14 protein-coding genes and 1 pseudogene are annotated in these 15,684 nt (G+C 71.0%); 7 read left to right on the top strand and 8 right to left on the bottom strand.

Going from position 1 to position 15,684, the window contains the following annotated elements:
• The first annotated feature begins 152 nt into the window (after positions 1–152).
• Together FHR56_RS14660 and FHR56_RS14665 are read left to right on the top strand one after the other, a co-directional pair.
• Positions 153–1,247 carry an efflux RND transporter periplasmic adaptor subunit gene (locus tag FHR56_RS14660; RefSeq protein ID WP_160947557.1) on the top strand — a complete coding sequence of 365 codons (1,095 nt, stop codon included), beginning with the start codon at positions 153–155 and terminating at the stop codon, positions 1,245–1,247.
• Positions 1,244–4,369: an efflux RND transporter permease subunit gene (locus tag FHR56_RS14665; protein WP_160947558.1), complete on the top strand. Its 3,126-nt coding sequence runs from the start codon at positions 1,244–1,246 to the stop codon at positions 4,367–4,369. Before FHR56_RS14660 ends, FHR56_RS14665 begins: the two co-directional genes overlap by 4 nt.
• Positions 4,370–4,406: 37 nt before the next feature.
• Here FHR56_RS14665 and FHR56_RS14670 read toward each other — a convergent pair whose 3' ends face one another.
• Together FHR56_RS14670 and FHR56_RS14675 are read right to left on the bottom strand one after the other, a co-directional pair.
• Positions 4,407–5,528 carry a glycosyltransferase family 4 protein gene (locus FHR56_RS14670; protein ID WP_160947559.1) on the bottom strand — a complete coding sequence of 374 codons (1,122 nt, stop codon included), beginning with the start codon at positions 5,526–5,528 and terminating at the stop codon, positions 4,407–4,409.
• The gene (locus FHR56_RS14675; RefSeq protein WP_160947560.1) at positions 5,525–6,268 is read right to left on the bottom strand and encodes a polysaccharide deacetylase family protein; all 744 of its coding nucleotides are present in this window, start codon (positions 6,266–6,268) and stop codon (positions 5,525–5,527) included. The genes FHR56_RS14670 and FHR56_RS14675 overlap by 4 nt, the downstream gene beginning before the upstream one ends.
• A 153-nt stretch (positions 6,269–6,421) precedes the next feature.
• Between FHR56_RS14675 and FHR56_RS14680 the strand changes: the two genes are divergently transcribed.
• A complete protein-coding gene (locus FHR56_RS14680; RefSeq protein ID WP_160947561.1) occupies positions 6,422–6,979 on the top strand; it encodes a GNAT family protein in 558 nt (185 codons plus the stop codon).
• 43 nt (positions 6,980–7,022) lie between these two features.
• Here FHR56_RS14680 and FHR56_RS14685 read toward each other — a convergent pair whose 3' ends face one another.
• On the bottom strand, positions 7,023–8,081 hold the full coding sequence (locus tag FHR56_RS14685) for a hypothetical protein (protein WP_160947562.1): 1,059 nt from the start codon (positions 8,079–8,081) through the stop codon (positions 7,023–7,025).
• Between the two features lie 494 nt (positions 8,082–8,575).
• On the opposite strand from FHR56_RS14685, the gene FHR56_RS14690 reads away from it, so the two are divergent.
• The 3 genes and pseudogenes from FHR56_RS14690 to FHR56_RS20765 all read left to right on the top strand — a co-directional run.
• Positions 8,576–9,418 carry a TrmH family RNA methyltransferase gene (locus FHR56_RS14690; RefSeq protein WP_160947563.1) on the top strand — a complete coding sequence of 281 codons (843 nt, stop codon included), beginning with the start codon at positions 8,576–8,578 and terminating at the stop codon, positions 9,416–9,418.
• A 198-nt stretch (positions 9,419–9,616) separates the two neighbouring features.
• Entirely contained in the window at positions 9,617–9,706 is a 90-nt protein-coding gene (locus FHR56_RS20760; RefSeq protein WP_017911958.1) for a tryptorubin family RiPP precursor, read from the top strand.
• A 625-nt stretch (positions 9,707–10,331) separates the two neighbouring features.
• Positions 10,332–10,643: pseudogene (locus tag FHR56_RS20765) on the top strand (cytochrome P450); the annotation flags it as partial.
• 231 nt (positions 10,644–10,874) lie between these two features.
• On the opposite strand, the gene FHR56_RS14705 reads toward FHR56_RS20765, so the two are convergent.
• From FHR56_RS14705 to FHR56_RS14725, 5 genes are all read right to left on the bottom strand, one after another.
• Positions 10,875–11,927, bottom strand: a complete 1,053-nt coding sequence (locus tag FHR56_RS14705; protein WP_160947565.1) for a LacI family DNA-binding transcriptional regulator — start codon at positions 11,925–11,927, stop codon at positions 10,875–10,877.
• A 61-nt stretch (positions 11,928–11,988) separates the two neighbouring features.
• Positions 11,989–13,404 (bottom strand): M28 family peptidase, encoded by a 1,416-nt coding sequence (locus FHR56_RS14710; RefSeq protein WP_160947566.1) that lies wholly within the window; start codon positions 13,402–13,404, stop codon positions 11,989–11,991.
• Between the two features lie 93 nt (positions 13,405–13,497).
• Positions 13,498–13,917, bottom strand: coding sequence for a large-conductance mechanosensitive channel protein MscL (gene mscL / locus FHR56_RS14715; RefSeq protein ID WP_019798175.1), 420 nt, complete (start codon positions 13,915–13,917; stop codon positions 13,498–13,500).
• A gap of 110 nt (positions 13,918–14,027) precedes the next feature.
• Entirely contained in the window at positions 14,028–14,735 is a 708-nt protein-coding gene (locus FHR56_RS14720; RefSeq protein ID WP_160947567.1) for a fumarylacetoacetate hydrolase family protein, read from the bottom strand.
• A 119-nt stretch (positions 14,736–14,854) separates the two neighbouring features.
• On the bottom strand, positions 14,855–15,127 hold the full coding sequence (locus FHR56_RS14725; RefSeq protein WP_017910413.1) for a hypothetical protein: 273 nt from the start codon (positions 15,125–15,127) through the stop codon (positions 14,855–14,857).
• A 204-nt stretch (positions 15,128–15,331) separates the two neighbouring features.
• On the opposite strand from FHR56_RS14725, the gene FHR56_RS14730 reads away from it, so the two are divergent.
• A complete protein-coding gene (locus FHR56_RS14730) occupies positions 15,332–15,670 on the top strand; it encodes a Rieske (2Fe-2S) protein (RefSeq protein ID WP_160947568.1) in 339 nt (112 codons plus the stop codon).
• Positions 15,671–15,684 lie beyond the last annotated feature (14 nt).

A 15,684-nucleotide genomic window follows, 5' to 3' on the forward strand; every position in this document is an offset into this window, starting at 1 on the left:
GGGCGCGGCGCAGGCCGCGCCAGCCGTGCGCTGCGTCTCACCGCGCAGCGCATGCCGGGGCCGGCAAGGGTCGTCGGTCATGGTCGCCGTGTGTCAACGCTCGTCACGCCGGGCCGTTAGACTGCGTCGAACTCCACGCGTCCGGGATCTCCATGCCGCACCGACCACGCGCCGGCGTCCGCCTGGTGTGCCTCCTGTTGTCGTCGCTCGCGCTTGCCGGCTGCGGCAAGCAGTCGGCGCCGACGAGCCCCGGCACTGCGGTTCCGGTGACGCTGCAGACGGTGCAGCCCCGTGAGTGGAACGACAGCCTGTCCTCGTTGGGCACGGTCAAGGCGCGCGAGTCGGTGACGTTGACCGCCAAGGTCAGCGAGATCGTGGAGCGCGTGCATTTCGAGAGCGGCCAGGAAGTGGCGGCCGGCGCGCCGCTGGTGACGCTGCGCGGGCAGGGCCAGCAGGCGGCGCTGCGCGAGGCCGAGGCCACCTACACCGAGGCCGAGCAACTGTACCGGCGGCAGAGCGAGCTGGTCGGGCGGCAACTGGTCTCGCGCGCGCAACTGGACACGCAACGCGCCCTGCGCGACGCCGCACAGGCACGGGTGCTGCAGATGCGCGCGGAGATCGGCGACCGCAGCGTGCGCGCGCCGTTCGCCGGTGTGCTCGGCCTGCGCCAGGTCAGCCCCGGCGCGCTGCTGACGCCGGACGCCACCATCGCCACGCTCGACGACGTGGCCCAGGTCTACGTGGATTTCCAGGTGCCGGAGGCGGCGCTGTCGACGGTGCAGGCGGGCGATGCCGTCGGCGGCCGCAGCGTGGCCTATCCGGGACGCGCCTTCGAAGGCAAGGTCGCCACGGTGGATGCGCGCGTGGACAGCGCCACCCGTGCGGTCACCGTGCGCGCCGCGTTCGACAACGCCGACCGCGCGCTGCGCCCGGGCATGCTGATGGACGTGCGCCTGTACCGGCCCGCCCGGCAGGCGCTGGTGATCCCGGAGATCGCGGTGGTGCAGGTGGGACGCGACGCCTTCGTCTATCGGGTCGGCGCCGACGCCACCGTGGCCCGCGCCGACGTGCGCACCGGCGCGCGCCGCGACGGCCTGGTCGAGATCGTCGGCGGCCTGCAGCCCGGCCAGCGCATCGTGGTCGAGGGCACCGGCAAGCTGCGTCCGGGCGTGGCGGTGGTCGATGCCGCCGCCAGCGCTCACGGCGGCGTGCGCAGCGGCAGCGCCGCGGCGGATCTGGCGCGATGAAGCTGTCCGACGTCTCCATCACCCGGCCGGTGTTCGCCGCGGTGATGAGCCTGTTGCTGGTGGTGCTGGGGGTGATGGCGTACAGCCGGCTGACCCTGCGCGAACTGCCGGCGATCGATCCGCCGATCGTCTCGGTGGAGGTGCGCTACCCTGGCGCCTCGGCGGCGGTGGTGGAAAGCCGCATCACCCAGGTGCTGGAGGACGCGCTGGCCGGCATCGAAGGCATCGAGACGATCCAGGCGCGCAGCTCCAACGGCGTGGCCGACATCAGCATCGAGTTCCGCGCCACCCGCGACATCGAGGCCGCCGCCAACGACGTGCGCGACGCGGTCAGCCGCGTGCTCGATCGCCTGCCCGACGAGGCCGACGCGCCGGAGATCGCCAAGGTCGAGGCCGATGCCGATGCCATCCTGTGGCTCAACATGAGCTCCAGCACGATGGACGCGCTGCAGTTGTCCGACTACGCCGAACGCTACGTGGTGGACCGGCTCTCCAGCATCGACGGCGTCGCCCAGGTGCGCCTGGGCGGGCGCCAGCGCTATGCGATGCGGATCTGGCTGGACCGCGACCAGTTGGCCGCGCGCGCGCTCACCGTGACCGACGTGGAGAACGCGCTGGCCCGCGAGAACGTGGAACTGCCGGCCGGCCGCCTGGAATCGGCCGATCGCGACTTCACCCTGCGCGTGGAGCGCGGCTACCGCACGCCGGCGGACTTCGCCGCCATCCCGCTGGGCAAGGGCCGCGACGGCTACGTGGTGCGGCTGGGCGACGTGGCCAAGGTGGAACTGGCCTCGGCCGAGCGCCGCGCCTACTTCCGCAGCAACGGCGTGCCCAACGTCGGCCTGGGCATCGTCAAGACCTCCACCGCCAACAGCCTGGACGTGGCCCGCGCAGCGCGCGCGGCGGCGCAGCAGATCCAGCAGACCCTGCCCAAGGGCACGCAGATCTTCGTCGCCTTCGATTCCACGGTGTTCATCGATGCCTCGGTGGAACGCGTCTACCACACCCTGATCGAGGCGGTGGTGCTGGTGCTGGTGGTGATCTGGCTGTTCCTGGGCAGCGTGCGCGCGGCACTGATTCCGGCGGTGACGGTGCCGGTGTGCCTGGTCGCTGCGTTCATCGCGCTGTATGCGTTCGGCTTCTCGATCAATCTGCTGACCCTGCTTGCGCTGGTGCTGTGCATCGGCCTGGTGGTGGACGATGCGATTGTGGTGGTGGAGAACATCCAGCGCCGCGTCGACCTTGGCGAACCGGCGCTGGTGGCGGCGCGGCGCGGCACCGCGCAGGTCGCCTTCGCGGTGATCGCCACCACCGCGGTGCTGGTGGCGGTGTTCCTGCCGGTCGGCTTCCTCGAAGGCAACACCGGGCGCCTGTTCCGTGAACTGGCGGTGGCGCTGGCCGCGGCGGTGGCGATCTCCGCCTTCGTCGCGCTGACCCTGACCCCGATGATGTCGTCCAAGCTGCTCAAGGCGCATGCCAGCGAACGGCCCAACCGCGTGCATGGCTGGGTCGAGGCGCGGCTGCAGGGGCTGAGCGGGCGCTATCGGCGCGTGCTCGAACGCCACGTCGGCCGCGCCTGGCTGTTCGGCGCGCTGATGCTGGCGGCGCTGGCGGCCAGCGCGCTGCTGGCGCGGATCATCCCCTCGGAACTGGCACCGGCCGAGGATCGCGGCTCGTTCCAGGTGATGATCGACGCGCCGGAAGGCGCCGGCTTCGACTACACCGTGGGGCAGATGCATCAGGTCGAGGCCATCCTCGACCGCCACCGCGGCGACGGCCAGCCGATCGCGCGCGCTAACCCGCGCGTGCCCGGCAGCTTCGGCGCCAGCGAGGAGATGCACACCGGCCGGGTCAGCGTGTTCCTGCGCGACTGGAGCGAGCGCGACGTGGCCACTGCCGACGTTGCCGCCACGCTGCAGGAGGAACTGCGCGCCTTGCCCGGCGTGCGCGCGCGCACCCAGGTCGGCGGCGGGCTGGTCAACAGTCGCGGGCAGCCGTTCCAGATCGTGCTCGGTGGCCCCGACTACGCCGAGATCGCGCAATGGCGCGACCGCCTGCTCGCGCGCATCGCCGACAACCCGGGCCTGGTCGGCGCCGACTCGGACTACAAGGAAACCCGGCCGCAGATGCGCGTGGAGATCGACCGCCAGCGCGCGGCCGACCTCGGCGTGCCGGTGACCGAGATCGGCCGCGCGCTGGAGACGCTGATGGGCTCGCGCCAGGTCACCACCTTCGTCGACAACGGCGAGGAATACGACGTGATGTTGCAGGCCAGCCGCGACGGCCGCGCCAACCCGGCGGACCTGGCGGCAATCCGCGTGCGTGCCGACAGCGGCCAACTGATCCCCCTGTCCAACCTGGTGACCCTGCGCGAAGTGGCCGAGCCGGGCAACCTGCACCGCTTCAACCGCCTGCGCGCCATCACCATCAACGCCGGCCTGACCCCGGGCTATCCGCTCGGTGAGGCGATCGCCTGGGCGCAGCAGGTGGCGCGCGAGGAACTGCCCGACTACGCGCAGCTCGACTGGAAGGGCGAATCGCGCGAGTACCAGCAGGCCGGTGGCGCAGTGCTGCTGACCTTCGCCCTGGCATTGCTGATCGTGTACCTGGTGCTGGCGGCGCAGTTCGAGAGTTTCATCCACCCGCTGGTGATCATGCTGACCGTGCCCCTGGGCGTGCTCGGCGCGCTGATCGGCCTGGCGATCAGCGGCGGCACGCTCAACCTGTTCAGCCAGATCGGCATCGTGATGCTGGTGGGACTGGCGGCGAAGAACGGCATCCTGATCGTCGAGTTCGCCAACCAGTTGCGCGACGCCGGGCGCAGCGTGCGCGAGGCCATCGTCGACGCCTCCGCGGTGCGGCTGCGGCCGATCCTGATGACCTCGCTGGCCACCGTGGTCGGCGCGATCCCGCTGGTGGTCGCCGGTGGCCCGGGGTCGGCCAGCCGCGCCACCATCGGCATCGTGGTGATCTTCGGCGTGTCGGTGTCCACGCTGCTGTCGCTGTTCGTGGTGCCGGCGTTCTACGCGCTGCTGGCGCCGTACACGCGCTCGCCGGACGCAGTGCAGCAGCGCCTGCAGGAACTGGAAGCACGGACGCCGCCGGTCGGCGGCCACGCCTGAGCTGGATCGCCCAGGCGCGTTGGCGCAGCGAGAGCGCTCAGGCCGGATCGGTGCGCGACGACGCCAGCGGCTGCGGCGCGCAGCGCGGCTGCTGCAGCAGGTGCACGAACTGCGCGGCGATCACCGCGCCGCCGAAATGGCGCTGCACGAAGTCGCGCCCGGCCTGGCCCATGCGCTGGCGGCGTTCGCCATCGCACAGGCGCAGGATCGCATCGCGCCAGCTATCCACGTCGCCGGGCGTGAGCAGTTCGCCGCTGACCCCGGGGTCCAGTGTCTCGGCGGTGCCGCCGACGTGGCTGGCCAGCACCGGCACGCCGCTGGCCTGCGCCTCCACGGAGACCCGGCCGAAGGTTTCCGGCGCCAGCGACGGGAACGCCAGCATCGACATCGCGTTGTAGTACGGCGTGGTGTCGTTGACCCAGCCGACGAAGCGGTGGCGTTCGCCATGCGGCTGCGTCGCGGCCTGCGCCTGCAGTTGCGCCGCGTCCGGACCGTCGCCCAGCCACAGGCAGTGCAGCCGCGGCTCCTGCGCCATCGCCGCCGAGGCCGCCTCCAGCAGCGGGAAAATGCCCTTGCCGGCATGCATGCGCCCGCTGTAGCCGAGCACGATCGCATCCTCGGGCAAGCCCTGCGCGGCGCGGATGGCGCGGCCGCGTTCGGGATCCGGGCGCAGCCGCTCCATCGTCACCGGGTTGTACAGCACCTGCACCAGCGCTTCCGGGACGCCGCGCTCCAGGTAGGCCTGGCGCGCGTAGTGCGACACCGCGAAGAAGCGCGCCGCCAGCCGCGGGATGGCATAGCCGGACAGCGCGCTCATCGCCGGGGTGCGGTGGCGGAACAGCGTGACGGGGATGCCCAGCGCCCGCCCGGCCAGCAGCAGCGGCCAGTACTCCTTGCCGAAGTTGCCGACCAGCCAGTCCGGCCGGCTGCGCCGCGCCACCCGCAGCAGCGGCCCGTAGCCATCCGGATCCAGCACGTTGCGGAAGTGCCCGACGTGCACGGTGATGCCGCTGCGGCGCAGCTCGTCGGCGATCAGGCCGCCCTCGCAGGCGATCACCTCGACCTGGTGGCCGACGCCGGCCAGGGCCTGCGCCAGCGCCACGAAATGGGTGGCCGCGCCGGTGTTTTCGGGATTGGTGCCGACGAACAGGAATTTCATCCGCGCCGGTCCTCGTAGGCGGTGAAGGCGCGCAGCGCGAATTGCGGCAGCAGGTGGTGGCGCGCGACCTGGATGCGCGGGTAGCGCATCGGGTCCGAGCCGGCCGGCGCGCGGCCGCGTCGGGTGCTGGTGGCGGCGGTGTAGCCGGCCTCGCGCACCACGTCGGCGACGCGGTCGTCGACATCGCCGTAGGGGTAGCAGAACTGCGGCACCGCCTCGCCGAGCAGGTCCTCCAACTCGCGCTTGCAGCCGCCGATCTCCTCGCGCAGCGCCGCATCGCTGCAGCGGGTCAGGTGCGGGTGCGAACGGGTGTGCGCGCCGATCTCCATGCCGCCGGCGCGCCACTGCCGCAACTCGGCGAGGTTCATCAGCGGCTTCTCGATGCCCAGCTTCTGCGCATCCCACACGTTGTGGCGGCCGATGCAGCCGCTGACCATGTACACCGTGGCGGTGAAGCCCAGCCGCTGCAGCACCGGCAGCGCCGCGTGCAGGTTGTCCAGATAGCCGTCGTCCAGGGTGACCACCGCGACCTTGCCCTGGCGCTCGCCACGCAGGTACGGCATGGCGTCGGACATGGACACGCCGCGGTAGCCCAGCCGCTGCAGCAGGCGCATCTGCCGGGCGAAGCGGCCCGGGCTCACGTACAGGCTGCGGTACACCTGCAGGTGACGCGGCGCCTCGGCCACGTTGTGGTACATGAAGATCGGAATGCGGGCCGTGGCGGCGGTGTCGGAGGGCATCGGGGAACGGCTCTTGGACAGAAGGGCGAGGTGCGGCGCGGGAGTCTAGCGGCGCTGGCTTTCGCTGGTCTGTCAGGAAAAACCCTCAGCCGTAGACGATCGCGCGCCGCAGCCGGCGGCTATGCTGGGCGCCCCGCAGCACAGGAGCCGCCGATGTCCGAGACCGCCGCCGACGTCCCCTGGCGCGATCTGCAACTGCATCTGGATGGCATCGTGCTGCGGCGTTGGTGTGCCAGCGACCTGGACGCGCTGGTCCGCCACGCCGACGATGCCCAGGTGGCGCGCGGGCTGAGCCGGCGTTTTCCGCACCCCTACACGCGTGCCGACGGCGAGGCCTTCCTGGGCGGACAGGTGATCGACCTGAACGACCCGGTGCTGGCGATCGAGATCGGCGGCGAGGCCTGCGGCGGCATCGGCCTGCATGCCGCGGCGCAGCCGGCGCCTGGGCTGGCCGAGCTCGGCTACTGGCTCGGCAGTGCGTATTGGGGCCATGGGCGGATGACCCGCATCGTCGCCGCCTACCTGGACTGGGCGGTGCCGGCATTGCGACTGCAGCGGATCGAGGCGCTGGTGCTGCCGGACAATCGCGGCTCGGCGCGGGTGCTGCAGAAGAACGGCTTCGCCGAGATCGGCGTGCGCCCCGAGGTGTCGGTACGCGACGGGAAACGACGCGATTTGCGGCTGTTTGCCCGGACCTGGCCGGCAGCCTGATCCGCGCGTCGCTCGTTCGGAGCGACGCGCAGGAGGCACGGCCTCAGTAGGAAATGGTCGCCGAGGCGGCGGTGGTGTCCACGGCGTAGTTGCACTGCACATCCAAGCCGGAGCTGTCGACGTACGACACCCACGCCGGTGACGTCACCCGTTGCATGCGGTAGTCGTACACGCCGATCGCGTTGAAGGTGATGCGTCGGTCGGGTGGATACTGGTCGCAACTGTCCACCGCGTACACTTCCAGCGCGCCGCCCACCACCAGGTGGGTACGGGAGTTGATGTCGTAGGTGGTGCTGAGCCGCACGCTCTGGCCGCTGGTGACGTTGCGGGTGTCGACGTTCCAGTTCGAGCAGGGCTTGCCGTTGTTGCAGGTGGCATAGGTGTCGCCCACGATCCGGTCGCCAGCCTTGGCCGGGATGAAATCGCTGTACCACACCATGCCGTCCTGGCAACAGTTCCAACTGCTCAGGTCCCAGGTGTTGCTGTCGCCGCGATAGCCCAGCACCGGTTGCAGGATGGTCGGATCGTCGCTCTGCATGCCGGGGAAGAAGTACACCGTCTGGTGGGCCACGTTGGTCGGGTTCTGCGGCACCGTCCAACTTGCGACGATGCGGCCCATCTTGTTGCCGGTCACGTCGATGGCCGCCTGCACCCAATCGTGGGTGATCGGCGGTGGCACCGCGCGACGCGTGCTGGAGCCCACCAGCGCGGCGCTGTCGCGGACCTGCCGGCCATCCGGGCCGCGCCCGTCGGGCTTTACCCGGATGCCGTTGGGCGTGAAGTTGTCCTGGGTGCAGGCCTGCGCCTGTTCGCGCACGCCGTCGGCGCGCTGCAGGCCGCCGTCGCCGAGGATGCGTTCGTTGCGATGGACCTGGCGCACGCAGGCGGGCGCGAAGTAGCCGAAAGGCGTCTGGATGTAGTCGTCGGGGACGTTGCTGGGTTTGTGCACGGCGCGCAGGGCGCCGACCCGGGTCAGGCGCGCATCGGGCGCGGCGGTTTGCGCCACTGCGCTGGCGCTGAGGCCGAAGAGTGTCAGCGTCAGCAACAATGCGGCGCAGGCGCGGTAGCGTGCGGTCCGGGAAGGGCGGAAGTCGGAATGCATGGGAGTTCGCCTTGTCATGAGAATGCGGAATGCGTTCTCGGGAGGCCGTGCGGCGCGACGGCGCGGCGCGTAGCGGCGCCGTCGGTCGTGGCTTGCCTCCCGTCTGCGAAGCGCGTGGTGCGGGGCGTGCCTGCTCTCGATAAATGCCTGCGTGGTGGCCGTGGGAGTGGCGACCATGGACCCAACGCGCATCGCGCGCTTGTCGGATTTCCTCATGCATCGCCGCGAATCCCGCATGGTGTGGGGCGAGGGTGAACTGTTTCTCGGTCGTCGCCGCGATCCGGTTTGCGCTTCGTGTGGCGTGACGTAGACAAGTGCCGGCGCCGCGATGACCACACTGGGGCAGCCGGCGCCGCGCGGATGAGCGAAAATGCCCGAAGCGCGCCGTTCCCGGCGCGTGGTCCACGCGCTTCCAGGAGAGTCCCCATGCGTCATGCCCTTCGTTCCCGCTGCGCCGCTCCGGCGTGGCGCGCCTGCGCCACGGGCGTGCGCCCATGACCTCGCCCTGGGGCAACCGCCCGCGCGGTGGCAATCCCCCCTCTCCTCCCGGGAGAGGGGCCGGGGGTGAGGGTGCGGCGTCCGCGACCAACCGCAACGAACTGCGCCTGTACGGCCTCAACGCCGTGCGTGCGGTGTACGCGCGGCGTCCGGAGGCGATCCGCAAGCTGTACCTGAGCGAGGCGCGGATCCCGGCGCTGCAGCCGCTGCTGAAGTGGTGCGTGGCCAACCGGGTCGGCTACCGGGTGGTGGACGAGGCCGACCTGCACAAGCTCGCCGCCAGCAGCCACCACGAGGGCGTGGTCGCCGACGTGCTGCGTGTCGCGCCGCTGGCCTTGGCCGACTGGCTGCAGACGCTGGCGCCGGGACCGGTGGTGGCGCTGTGGCTGGATGGCGTCGGCAATCCGCACAACTTCGGCGCGATCCTGCGCTCGGCGGCGCATTTCGGCGTGGGCGCGATCCTGTTGCCGGAGCAGGCCGCGCTGGCGCTGTCCGGTGCCGCCGCGCGCGTGGCCGAGGGCGGTGCCGAGGCGGTGCCGCTGGTGCGGCTGCCGCCGGCGATGCAGGCGCAGGCGCAGTTGCGCGGCGCGGGCTTCGCCCTGGCGGCGACGCTGGTGGCAGGCGGCGACGATCTGTTCGCAACGGCCTTGCCGCAACGCCTGGTCTACGTGATGGGCGCCGAGAGCGACGGCATGGATCGCGACTTCGCGCAGGCCTGCGATCTGCGCCTGTCGATCCCGGGCAGCGGCGCGGTGGAAAGTCTCAATGTCGCCGCCGCCACCGCGGTGTTGCTGGGGACCTGGCGCAGCCGGCATCCGCACGGATCCGCTGCGCGCTGAGCACGGCGTCACGCGTTGAGGACGGCCGGCATTTGGCTACGAAATAGTGTGCGCACGTGCCTGTTTCGGGTTTGCGGGGCGACTGTCGGCGGCGTAGCGTGCAGGCGCGCCTCGTCGATGCGATCGCGTCCCCGCGCGATGCGCGCCAGCGAGACCGCGCAGTCCTCCCCCGAAAGGGTCGTCGTCACTCCTGCGGAGATATCGCTCATGAAGCTGCTGTTCTCCATCAAGCACCTGCTCTCGTCGAAGAAGCCGCTGAAGTCGTACGCCTGGTACATCTGGTACTGAGCGCCCCTGTGCGTTGACGCGCGCGCTGTCGCGTGCGGCCGGTGCCCGGCGGAGACGCTGCGTCGGGCGCCGTTCCTCCAAGAGATTCGCGATGTCCGCCACCCTGGTCGACCGCGACGCGCGCGCCACGGTCTTCGCGCCGCGTCTGCAGGCATTGCTGCGCACGCATGTGGGACAGGAGGCCTTCCGCCTGGATGCCGACACGGTCGGCGTCGCCGGCGCCGCGCTGAGCGACCGCCTGCTCGCGGCGCGGCCCGCCACCGAGTACGAACGGCCGACCTTCAAGCCGCTGCACGGCCGCTCGATCGCGCGCAGCGAGGCCGCCAAGCTGATGCAGGCGATCGGCCGCGACGTACGCGAGGCGTTGAAACGTCCGCCGCCGCCGACGCTCGACCTGTCCGGCCCGTGGCCGCATGTCGGCCATGTCTATCTGCGCGACCTGCTGCTCGGCGGCGACCCGTGGCGGCTGCGCCTGCTGATGGACCGCACCCTGGAACTGACGCCGCGCCTGACCTGGGCCGTGATCGCCGCCGGCGCGCTCGCGCCGCTGGCGCCTGGCGCGGAGGCATCGGCGTTGGCCACGCTGCTGTCGGCGGCCGACGGCTACCGCGCGCGCCGCGATGCGATGGGCCTGTACCGGCGCACCGCCGCGCCGGTGTGCTTCACCATTTCCACCCTGGTCGCCAATGCGCTGTGGCTGGGATCGCCGTTCGACCCGCGCGTCTCCAACCGCAACCTGCTCTACGAAACCCTGCGCCTGCTGCCGCCGTCCTGGAACATCCTGCGCAACGCCTCGCCGGAGTACGGCGCGCTGGATCCGCGCATCGGCGCCGCCGACGACGTGCTGGTGCTGCCCTTGCTCAGCCATCGCGATCCGGCGCTGTGGGAGGAGCCGGAGGCGTTCCGCCCGGAGCGCTGGGACGGCGTGGATCCCGATGCCTTGCCGGGCTACCTGCCGTTCGGGCATGCGTCCGAGCGTTGCTGGGGCCGGCACATGGTCATGCCGCTGGCCGAGCGGCTACTGGACCTGCTGCGCAACCAGGGGTTGGTGGCCGACCCGCGGCAACGCCGCGCCGACGTGCCGTTGACCGGCCTGCTGGGCGTCGCCCAGGTCGACGTGGTCCGGCACGCGCGCGCCTGAGCGGCAGCGCACGCGTCGCCGTCGCGATCAGCCCGCTGCAGGCGGCGCGGTGGACGCGCGCGTGACCAGGGTGTAGTCCAGCACCTGATGGGTGCCGCGGCCGGGCAGGCCATCGCGGCGCTGGCGGATCTCGCCGAGCAGCAGCGTCACTGCCGCCCCGCCCATCGCCGCCACCGGCTGGTGGATGGTGGTCAGCTCCGGCCAGATCGTGGTCGCCACCGGCGTGTCGTCGAAGCCGGCGATGGACAGATCATCCGGCACGCGCAGGCGCAACCCGTGCGCGATCGCCAGCGCCGCCGCGGCCATGTCGTCGTTGCTGCACAGGATCGCGCTGGGGCGCGGCGCGACCTGCAGCAGCGCGGTGGCCGCGAGCAGGCCGGAGCGGTAGGTGAACATGCCCTCGGCCACGCGCTCCGGCGCCACCGTCAGTCCGGCCCGGGCCATGGTGTCGAAGAAACCGCGGCTGCGCAGCGCGCTGGGCGTGTGGCCGGGATCGCCGCTGACGAAGCCGATGTCGCGGTGGCCCAGGTCGAGCAGGTGCTGGGTGAGCGCGCACGCGGCCTGGTAGTCGTCGATGCGCACCGAGCTGACCCCGGGCAACGGCGCGCCGGTGGCCACCGCCACCAGCGGGATGCCGCGCGCGTCCAGTTCGGCGATGGTCTGCCGCGCATCGCACAGCGGCGGGGGCAGGATCAGCCCATCGGCGCCGGCATCGAGCAGGCGTTCGGTGGCGGCGCGCTGGCTGTCGCTGTCTTCGCTCTTCTCCACCAGCACCTGGCAGCCTTCCAGGCTGCTCCGCTCCAGCACGCCGAGCATGAACTGGTTGAGGTAGGCCGCGCTGGGATTGCTGTACAGCACGCCGATGCGCGCCAGTCCTGCAGTGCGCAGCGAGCGGCCGGCGAGGTTGGGGCGGTAGCCGAGCGCCTGGATCGACGCCTCGACGCGCTCGCGCATGGTCGCGCTCACGCGCGGGTGGCGGTTGATCACGCGCGAAGCGGTCATCGGCGACACGCCCGCATGGCGGGCCACATCCAGCAACGTCACCGCTGAGCCCGCGCGACGTTGCCGTATGCCCATCAAAGGTCCTGGCGCTGCTGCGGAAGGGAGCGCCTGCGCGCGTCCTGCGCAGGTCCGGTGCACTTTACTCCCTGGGCGGTTCCACTGTCTTGGCCTGGCTGCCGAAACCGCCGTCGGTCTGTGCCGCCAGATACGCGAACACCGCATACGCGGCAACGTTCTGCGCCAGCGCCTTCGGGTCGATCTTGTCCAGGGTGTCGTCGGCGGTGTGATGCAAATCGAAGTAGTCGCTGCCGTCCTGCGCCAGCCACGCCCAGGCGCCGCCCTTGGCCGCGAGCGGACCGACATCCGGGCCGGGGCCGCCGGCATCGGGCGCATAGGCGATACCGAGCGGCGCCAGCGCCTCGGCGATCTGCCGGGTCGCCTCACGCGAGCCGGCAGCATCGCCGGAGCCGGTGTTGAACGCGTAGATGCGGCCGGCGCCGAAGTCGCTCTCGGCGGCGATCTGGTGCCGCGCCACGTCCTTGGCATGCGCCTGTGCGTAGGCCTTGCCGCCGTACAGTCCCTGCTCCTCGTTGGCGAAGGCGACCACGCGGATGCTGCGCTTGGGCGCCTGCTCGAGCTGGCCGATCAGATGCCCGGCGGCCATGCTGATGGCGACGCCGGCACCGTCGTCGACCGCGCCGGTGCCCAGGTCCCACGAATCCAGGTGCCCGCCGATCAGCACGACCTCGTTGGGCAGCGTGCGCCCGGTGATCTGCCCGATCACGTTGTAGGAGGTGGCGGTGCCGTCCCAGCCACAGTCCAGCGCCAGGCGCAGGCGTACTGGGCCGCGCGCGAGCAGGCGCGTGAGCTGGTTGGCATCGGGCACCGACAGCGCCGCCGCCGGCACCGGCGTCAGTCCCTCGTCGAAGCGGGTGATGCCGGTATGCGGCACGCGGTGCGAATCGGTGCCCGCCGAGCGCATCACGAAGCCGATGGCCCCCTTGCGGATCGCTTCGGACGGCCCCTTGCTGCGCACCGCGCCGCCATTGCCGTAGTCCTTGCCGTCGCGCGTGCGCAGCATCTGGTAATCGACGAAGGCGATCTTGCCGCGCAGCGCGTCCGCGGGCGCCGCCTGCAACGCGGCCAGGTCGGCGAAGCGCACCACCTCGGCCTCGACCGTGCCGCCGGGGCTGCCGCCCAACGCGGTGACGGTCAGCGGTTGCGCATGCGTGCCGAGCACCTGCGCGTGTTCGCTGCGCCGCTCCCACTTCGGGAACGTCACCGGCTCGGTCCACACCTTGTCGAAACCCAGTGCCTTGAATTTCGCAGTGGCCCAGGCCACCGCGCGTGCGTCGGCCTCGCTGCCGGCCAGGCGCGGGCCGATTTCGGTGGTCAGCGATTCGACCACCTTCCAGCCGGTGTCGTCGGCCAGCGCACGCTCGCGCAACGTCGCCGCATCACGCAGCGCCGCCTCCGGAATGCGCGTGGCCTCGGCGGCGACGGCAGGGGAGGACAGGCTCAGGACGGCAGCGATGACGACGGCGAGACGGCGCATGGAAGACTCCGTGGACAGGAACGGCGAGCTTAGCAGTGCCTCGCCGTCGTGCACGGCGCGGCCTCCATGCGAAGGCCGCGCACGCCGTCGCGCTTACTCGGGGCGCGGCTCGTGCTTGAGCGAATCGCGGATCTCGCGCAGCAGCAGCACTTCTTCGCTCGGGGCCTTCGGCGCCGGCGGTTCCTTGCGCGCGATGCGGTTGATCGCCTTGACCAGCATGAAGATGGCGAAGGCGACGATCACGAACTGGATGATGGTGTTGAGGAAATCGCCGATGCCGATCACCACGGCCGGCACCGGCTTGCCCGCGGCGTCCACCGTGGCCGCCTTCAGCGTCCAGGCCCAACGCGAGAAATCCACGCCGCCCACGAGCAGTCCGATCGGCGGCATGATGATCTTCTCCACCAGCGCGGTGACGATCTTGCCGAACGCGGCGCCGAGCACCACGCCGACCGCCAGGTCCAGCACGTTGCCGCGCATGGCGAATTCCTTGAATTCGCGGATCATGCTCATCGGAACTCCTCTTTTGTCAGTGCGGGCCTGTCGCCGCGGCGCTAGCCTAGCGCAGTGACTGTGGTCGTCGGATCACGGCATGCGCACGGCGCGCGACCATGCGCGTGGCTTCAGCCGACGATGCGGCCGTGCCGTTCGGCCACGTTCTCCAGGCGCGCGCTGAAGCGGTCGCCCGGGCGCAGCGCGGCCACGCCGGCCGGCGTGCCCATGAACACCAGGTCGCCGGCGCGCAGCGCGAACAGCTTGGACAGTTCGTGCAGGATCTCCGGCACGTTCCAGATCATCTGATCCAGCAGCGATTGCTGACGCACCTCGCCGTTGACTTCCAGCGACAGGTTCAGCGCCTCCAGCGCACCGACTTCGCCAGCCGGGATCAGCTCGCTGATCGGCGCGGACGCATCGAAGCCCTTGGCGATATCCCATGGCAGGCCCTTGGCCTTGGCGGCGGCCTGCAGGTCGCGACGGGTCAGGTCCAGGCCCACGCCGTAGGCCAGGATCAGCGCGTCGGCGGCTTCCACCGGCAGCACGCCGACCGGCGCGTCCTGGCCCAGCGCCACCACCAGTTCCACCTCGTGGTGCAGGTCCTGGGTCGCGGACGGGTAGGGGATAGCCTCGTCGCCGATCACCAGCGCATCGGCCGGTTTCATGAAGAAGGTCGGCTGGCCGCGCTCGGCCTTGGAGGCCGGCGCGCTGGCGCCCATCTCGCGCGCATGGTCGGCGAAGTTGCGGCCGACGCAGTAGATGCGATGCACCGGGAACAGGCCCTGGCCGCGCACGGGAACGCGCGGAGCCTCGGCAGCGGCGAACAGGTCTTTCATGGGCATGCATCCAACGAGAAGGGGATGCAGCAGTCTACCGCGATGGGTTCAACCCAAATCCAACAGGCATATGGAATCCGCTTTTGCGAATCCCCGATCCCGACTCCCCAATCCCCGCCTTACAACGGCAACGCCGGCTTGCGCACCACCCGGTACTCGCCATCGACGACATGCCGGCGCGCGGTGGCCGGGCGCTTGCCGCGCTGGCTCAGCAGCTTCATGGCGATGCCGCCCAGGATCATTGCCGCACCCACGAACACGCTGACGAACACCAGCCCGGCCAGGATCGCCAGGCCGAGCAGGCCGACCGCCAGCTTGACCAGCGGATGGCGCGGCTTGCGCGGCGCGAAGACATGCCGGAATTGGTCGAAATTGAAGAGGCGAGCACGCATGGCAGAACTCTGTTTCAGTTTGAACCGAAGGGGCGCAGTATCGGCGCTGTTTTATGTGACAGAGTGAAAACTTCGTTAAGCGAAAAATTAACACTTTGCGTTCAACCGCTTGCATGTCCTCGTGGAGTGAAGCCGCGCACCGGCGCGGGGGCTCGCGCGTCCGTGCCAGAATTGCGGCCCCATCGCTGTGCGCGCCTGTAGCCCATGACCGACCCTTCCAACGTGCTGGCGTCGCTGCACGACCTCGTCCCCGGCGAACTGGCCGAGGCCGAGGCGCTGCTCGGCGGCGAGTCCGAATCGCTGCTGCTGTACCGCGAAGGCGACAGTGTGCGCGCGTGGTTGAACGTGTGCCCGCATGCCGGGCGCCGCCTGGACTGGGCGCCGGGGCAGTTCCTGAAGAGCCGCGAGGGCCATGTGGTGTGCGCCGCGCACGGCGCCGCGTTCGACCTGCAGGACGGCCTGTGCGTGTCCGGCCCGTGCCGCGGCCAGAGCCTGCACGCGGTGCCGGTGGACGTGCAGGCAGGGCAGGTGGTGCTGGTCTAGCGCGCAGGTCGCGC

It is taken from the genome of Xanthomonas sp. F10 (genome assembly GCF_014206815.1).
Classification (GTDB): Bacteria; Pseudomonadota; Gammaproteobacteria; order Xanthomonadales; family Xanthomonadaceae; genus Xanthomonas_A; species Xanthomonas_A indica.

Bases quoted from the DNA above. Each gene is read 5' to 3' on its own strand.
- FHR56_RS14660 (WP_160947557.1), top strand. From the start codon at position 153: ATGCCGCACCGACCACGCGCCGGCGTCCGCCTGGTGTGCCTCCTGTTG.
- FHR56_RS14665 (WP_160947558.1), top strand. From the start codon at position 1,244: ATGAAGCTGTCCGACGTCTCCATCACCCGGCCGGTGTTCGCCGCGGTG.
- FHR56_RS14670 (WP_160947559.1), bottom strand. From the start codon at position 5,528: ATGAAATTCCTGTTCGTCGGCACCAATCCCGAAAACACCGGCGCGGCC.
- FHR56_RS14675 (WP_160947560.1), bottom strand. From the start codon at position 6,268: ATGCCCTCCGACACCGCCGCCACGGCCCGCATTCCGATCTTCATGTAC.
- FHR56_RS14680 (WP_160947561.1), top strand. From the start codon at position 6,422: ATGTCCGAGACCGCCGCCGACGTCCCCTGGCGCGATCTGCAACTGCAT.
- FHR56_RS14685 (WP_160947562.1), bottom strand. From the start codon at position 8,081: ATGCATTCCGACTTCCGCCCTTCCCGGACCGCACGCTACCGCGCCTGC.
- FHR56_RS14690 (WP_160947563.1), top strand. From the start codon at position 8,576: ATGACCTCGCCCTGGGGCAACCGCCCGCGCGGTGGCAATCCCCCCTCT.
- FHR56_RS14710 (WP_160947566.1), bottom strand. From the start codon at position 13,404: ATGCGCCGTCTCGCCGTCGTCATCGCTGCCGTCCTGAGCCTGTCCTCC.
- mscL (WP_019798175.1), bottom strand. From the start codon at position 13,917: ATGAGCATGATCCGCGAATTCAAGGAATTCGCCATGCGCGGCAACGTG.
- FHR56_RS14720 (WP_160947567.1), bottom strand. From the start codon at position 14,735: ATGAAAGACCTGTTCGCCGCTGCCGAGGCTCCGCGCGTTCCCGTGCGC.
- FHR56_RS14725 (WP_017910413.1), bottom strand. From the start codon at position 15,127: ATGCGTGCTCGCCTCTTCAATTTCGACCAATTCCGGCATGTCTTCGCG.
- FHR56_RS14730 (WP_160947568.1), top strand. From the start codon at position 15,332: ATGACCGACCCTTCCAACGTGCTGGCGTCGCTGCACGACCTCGTCCCC.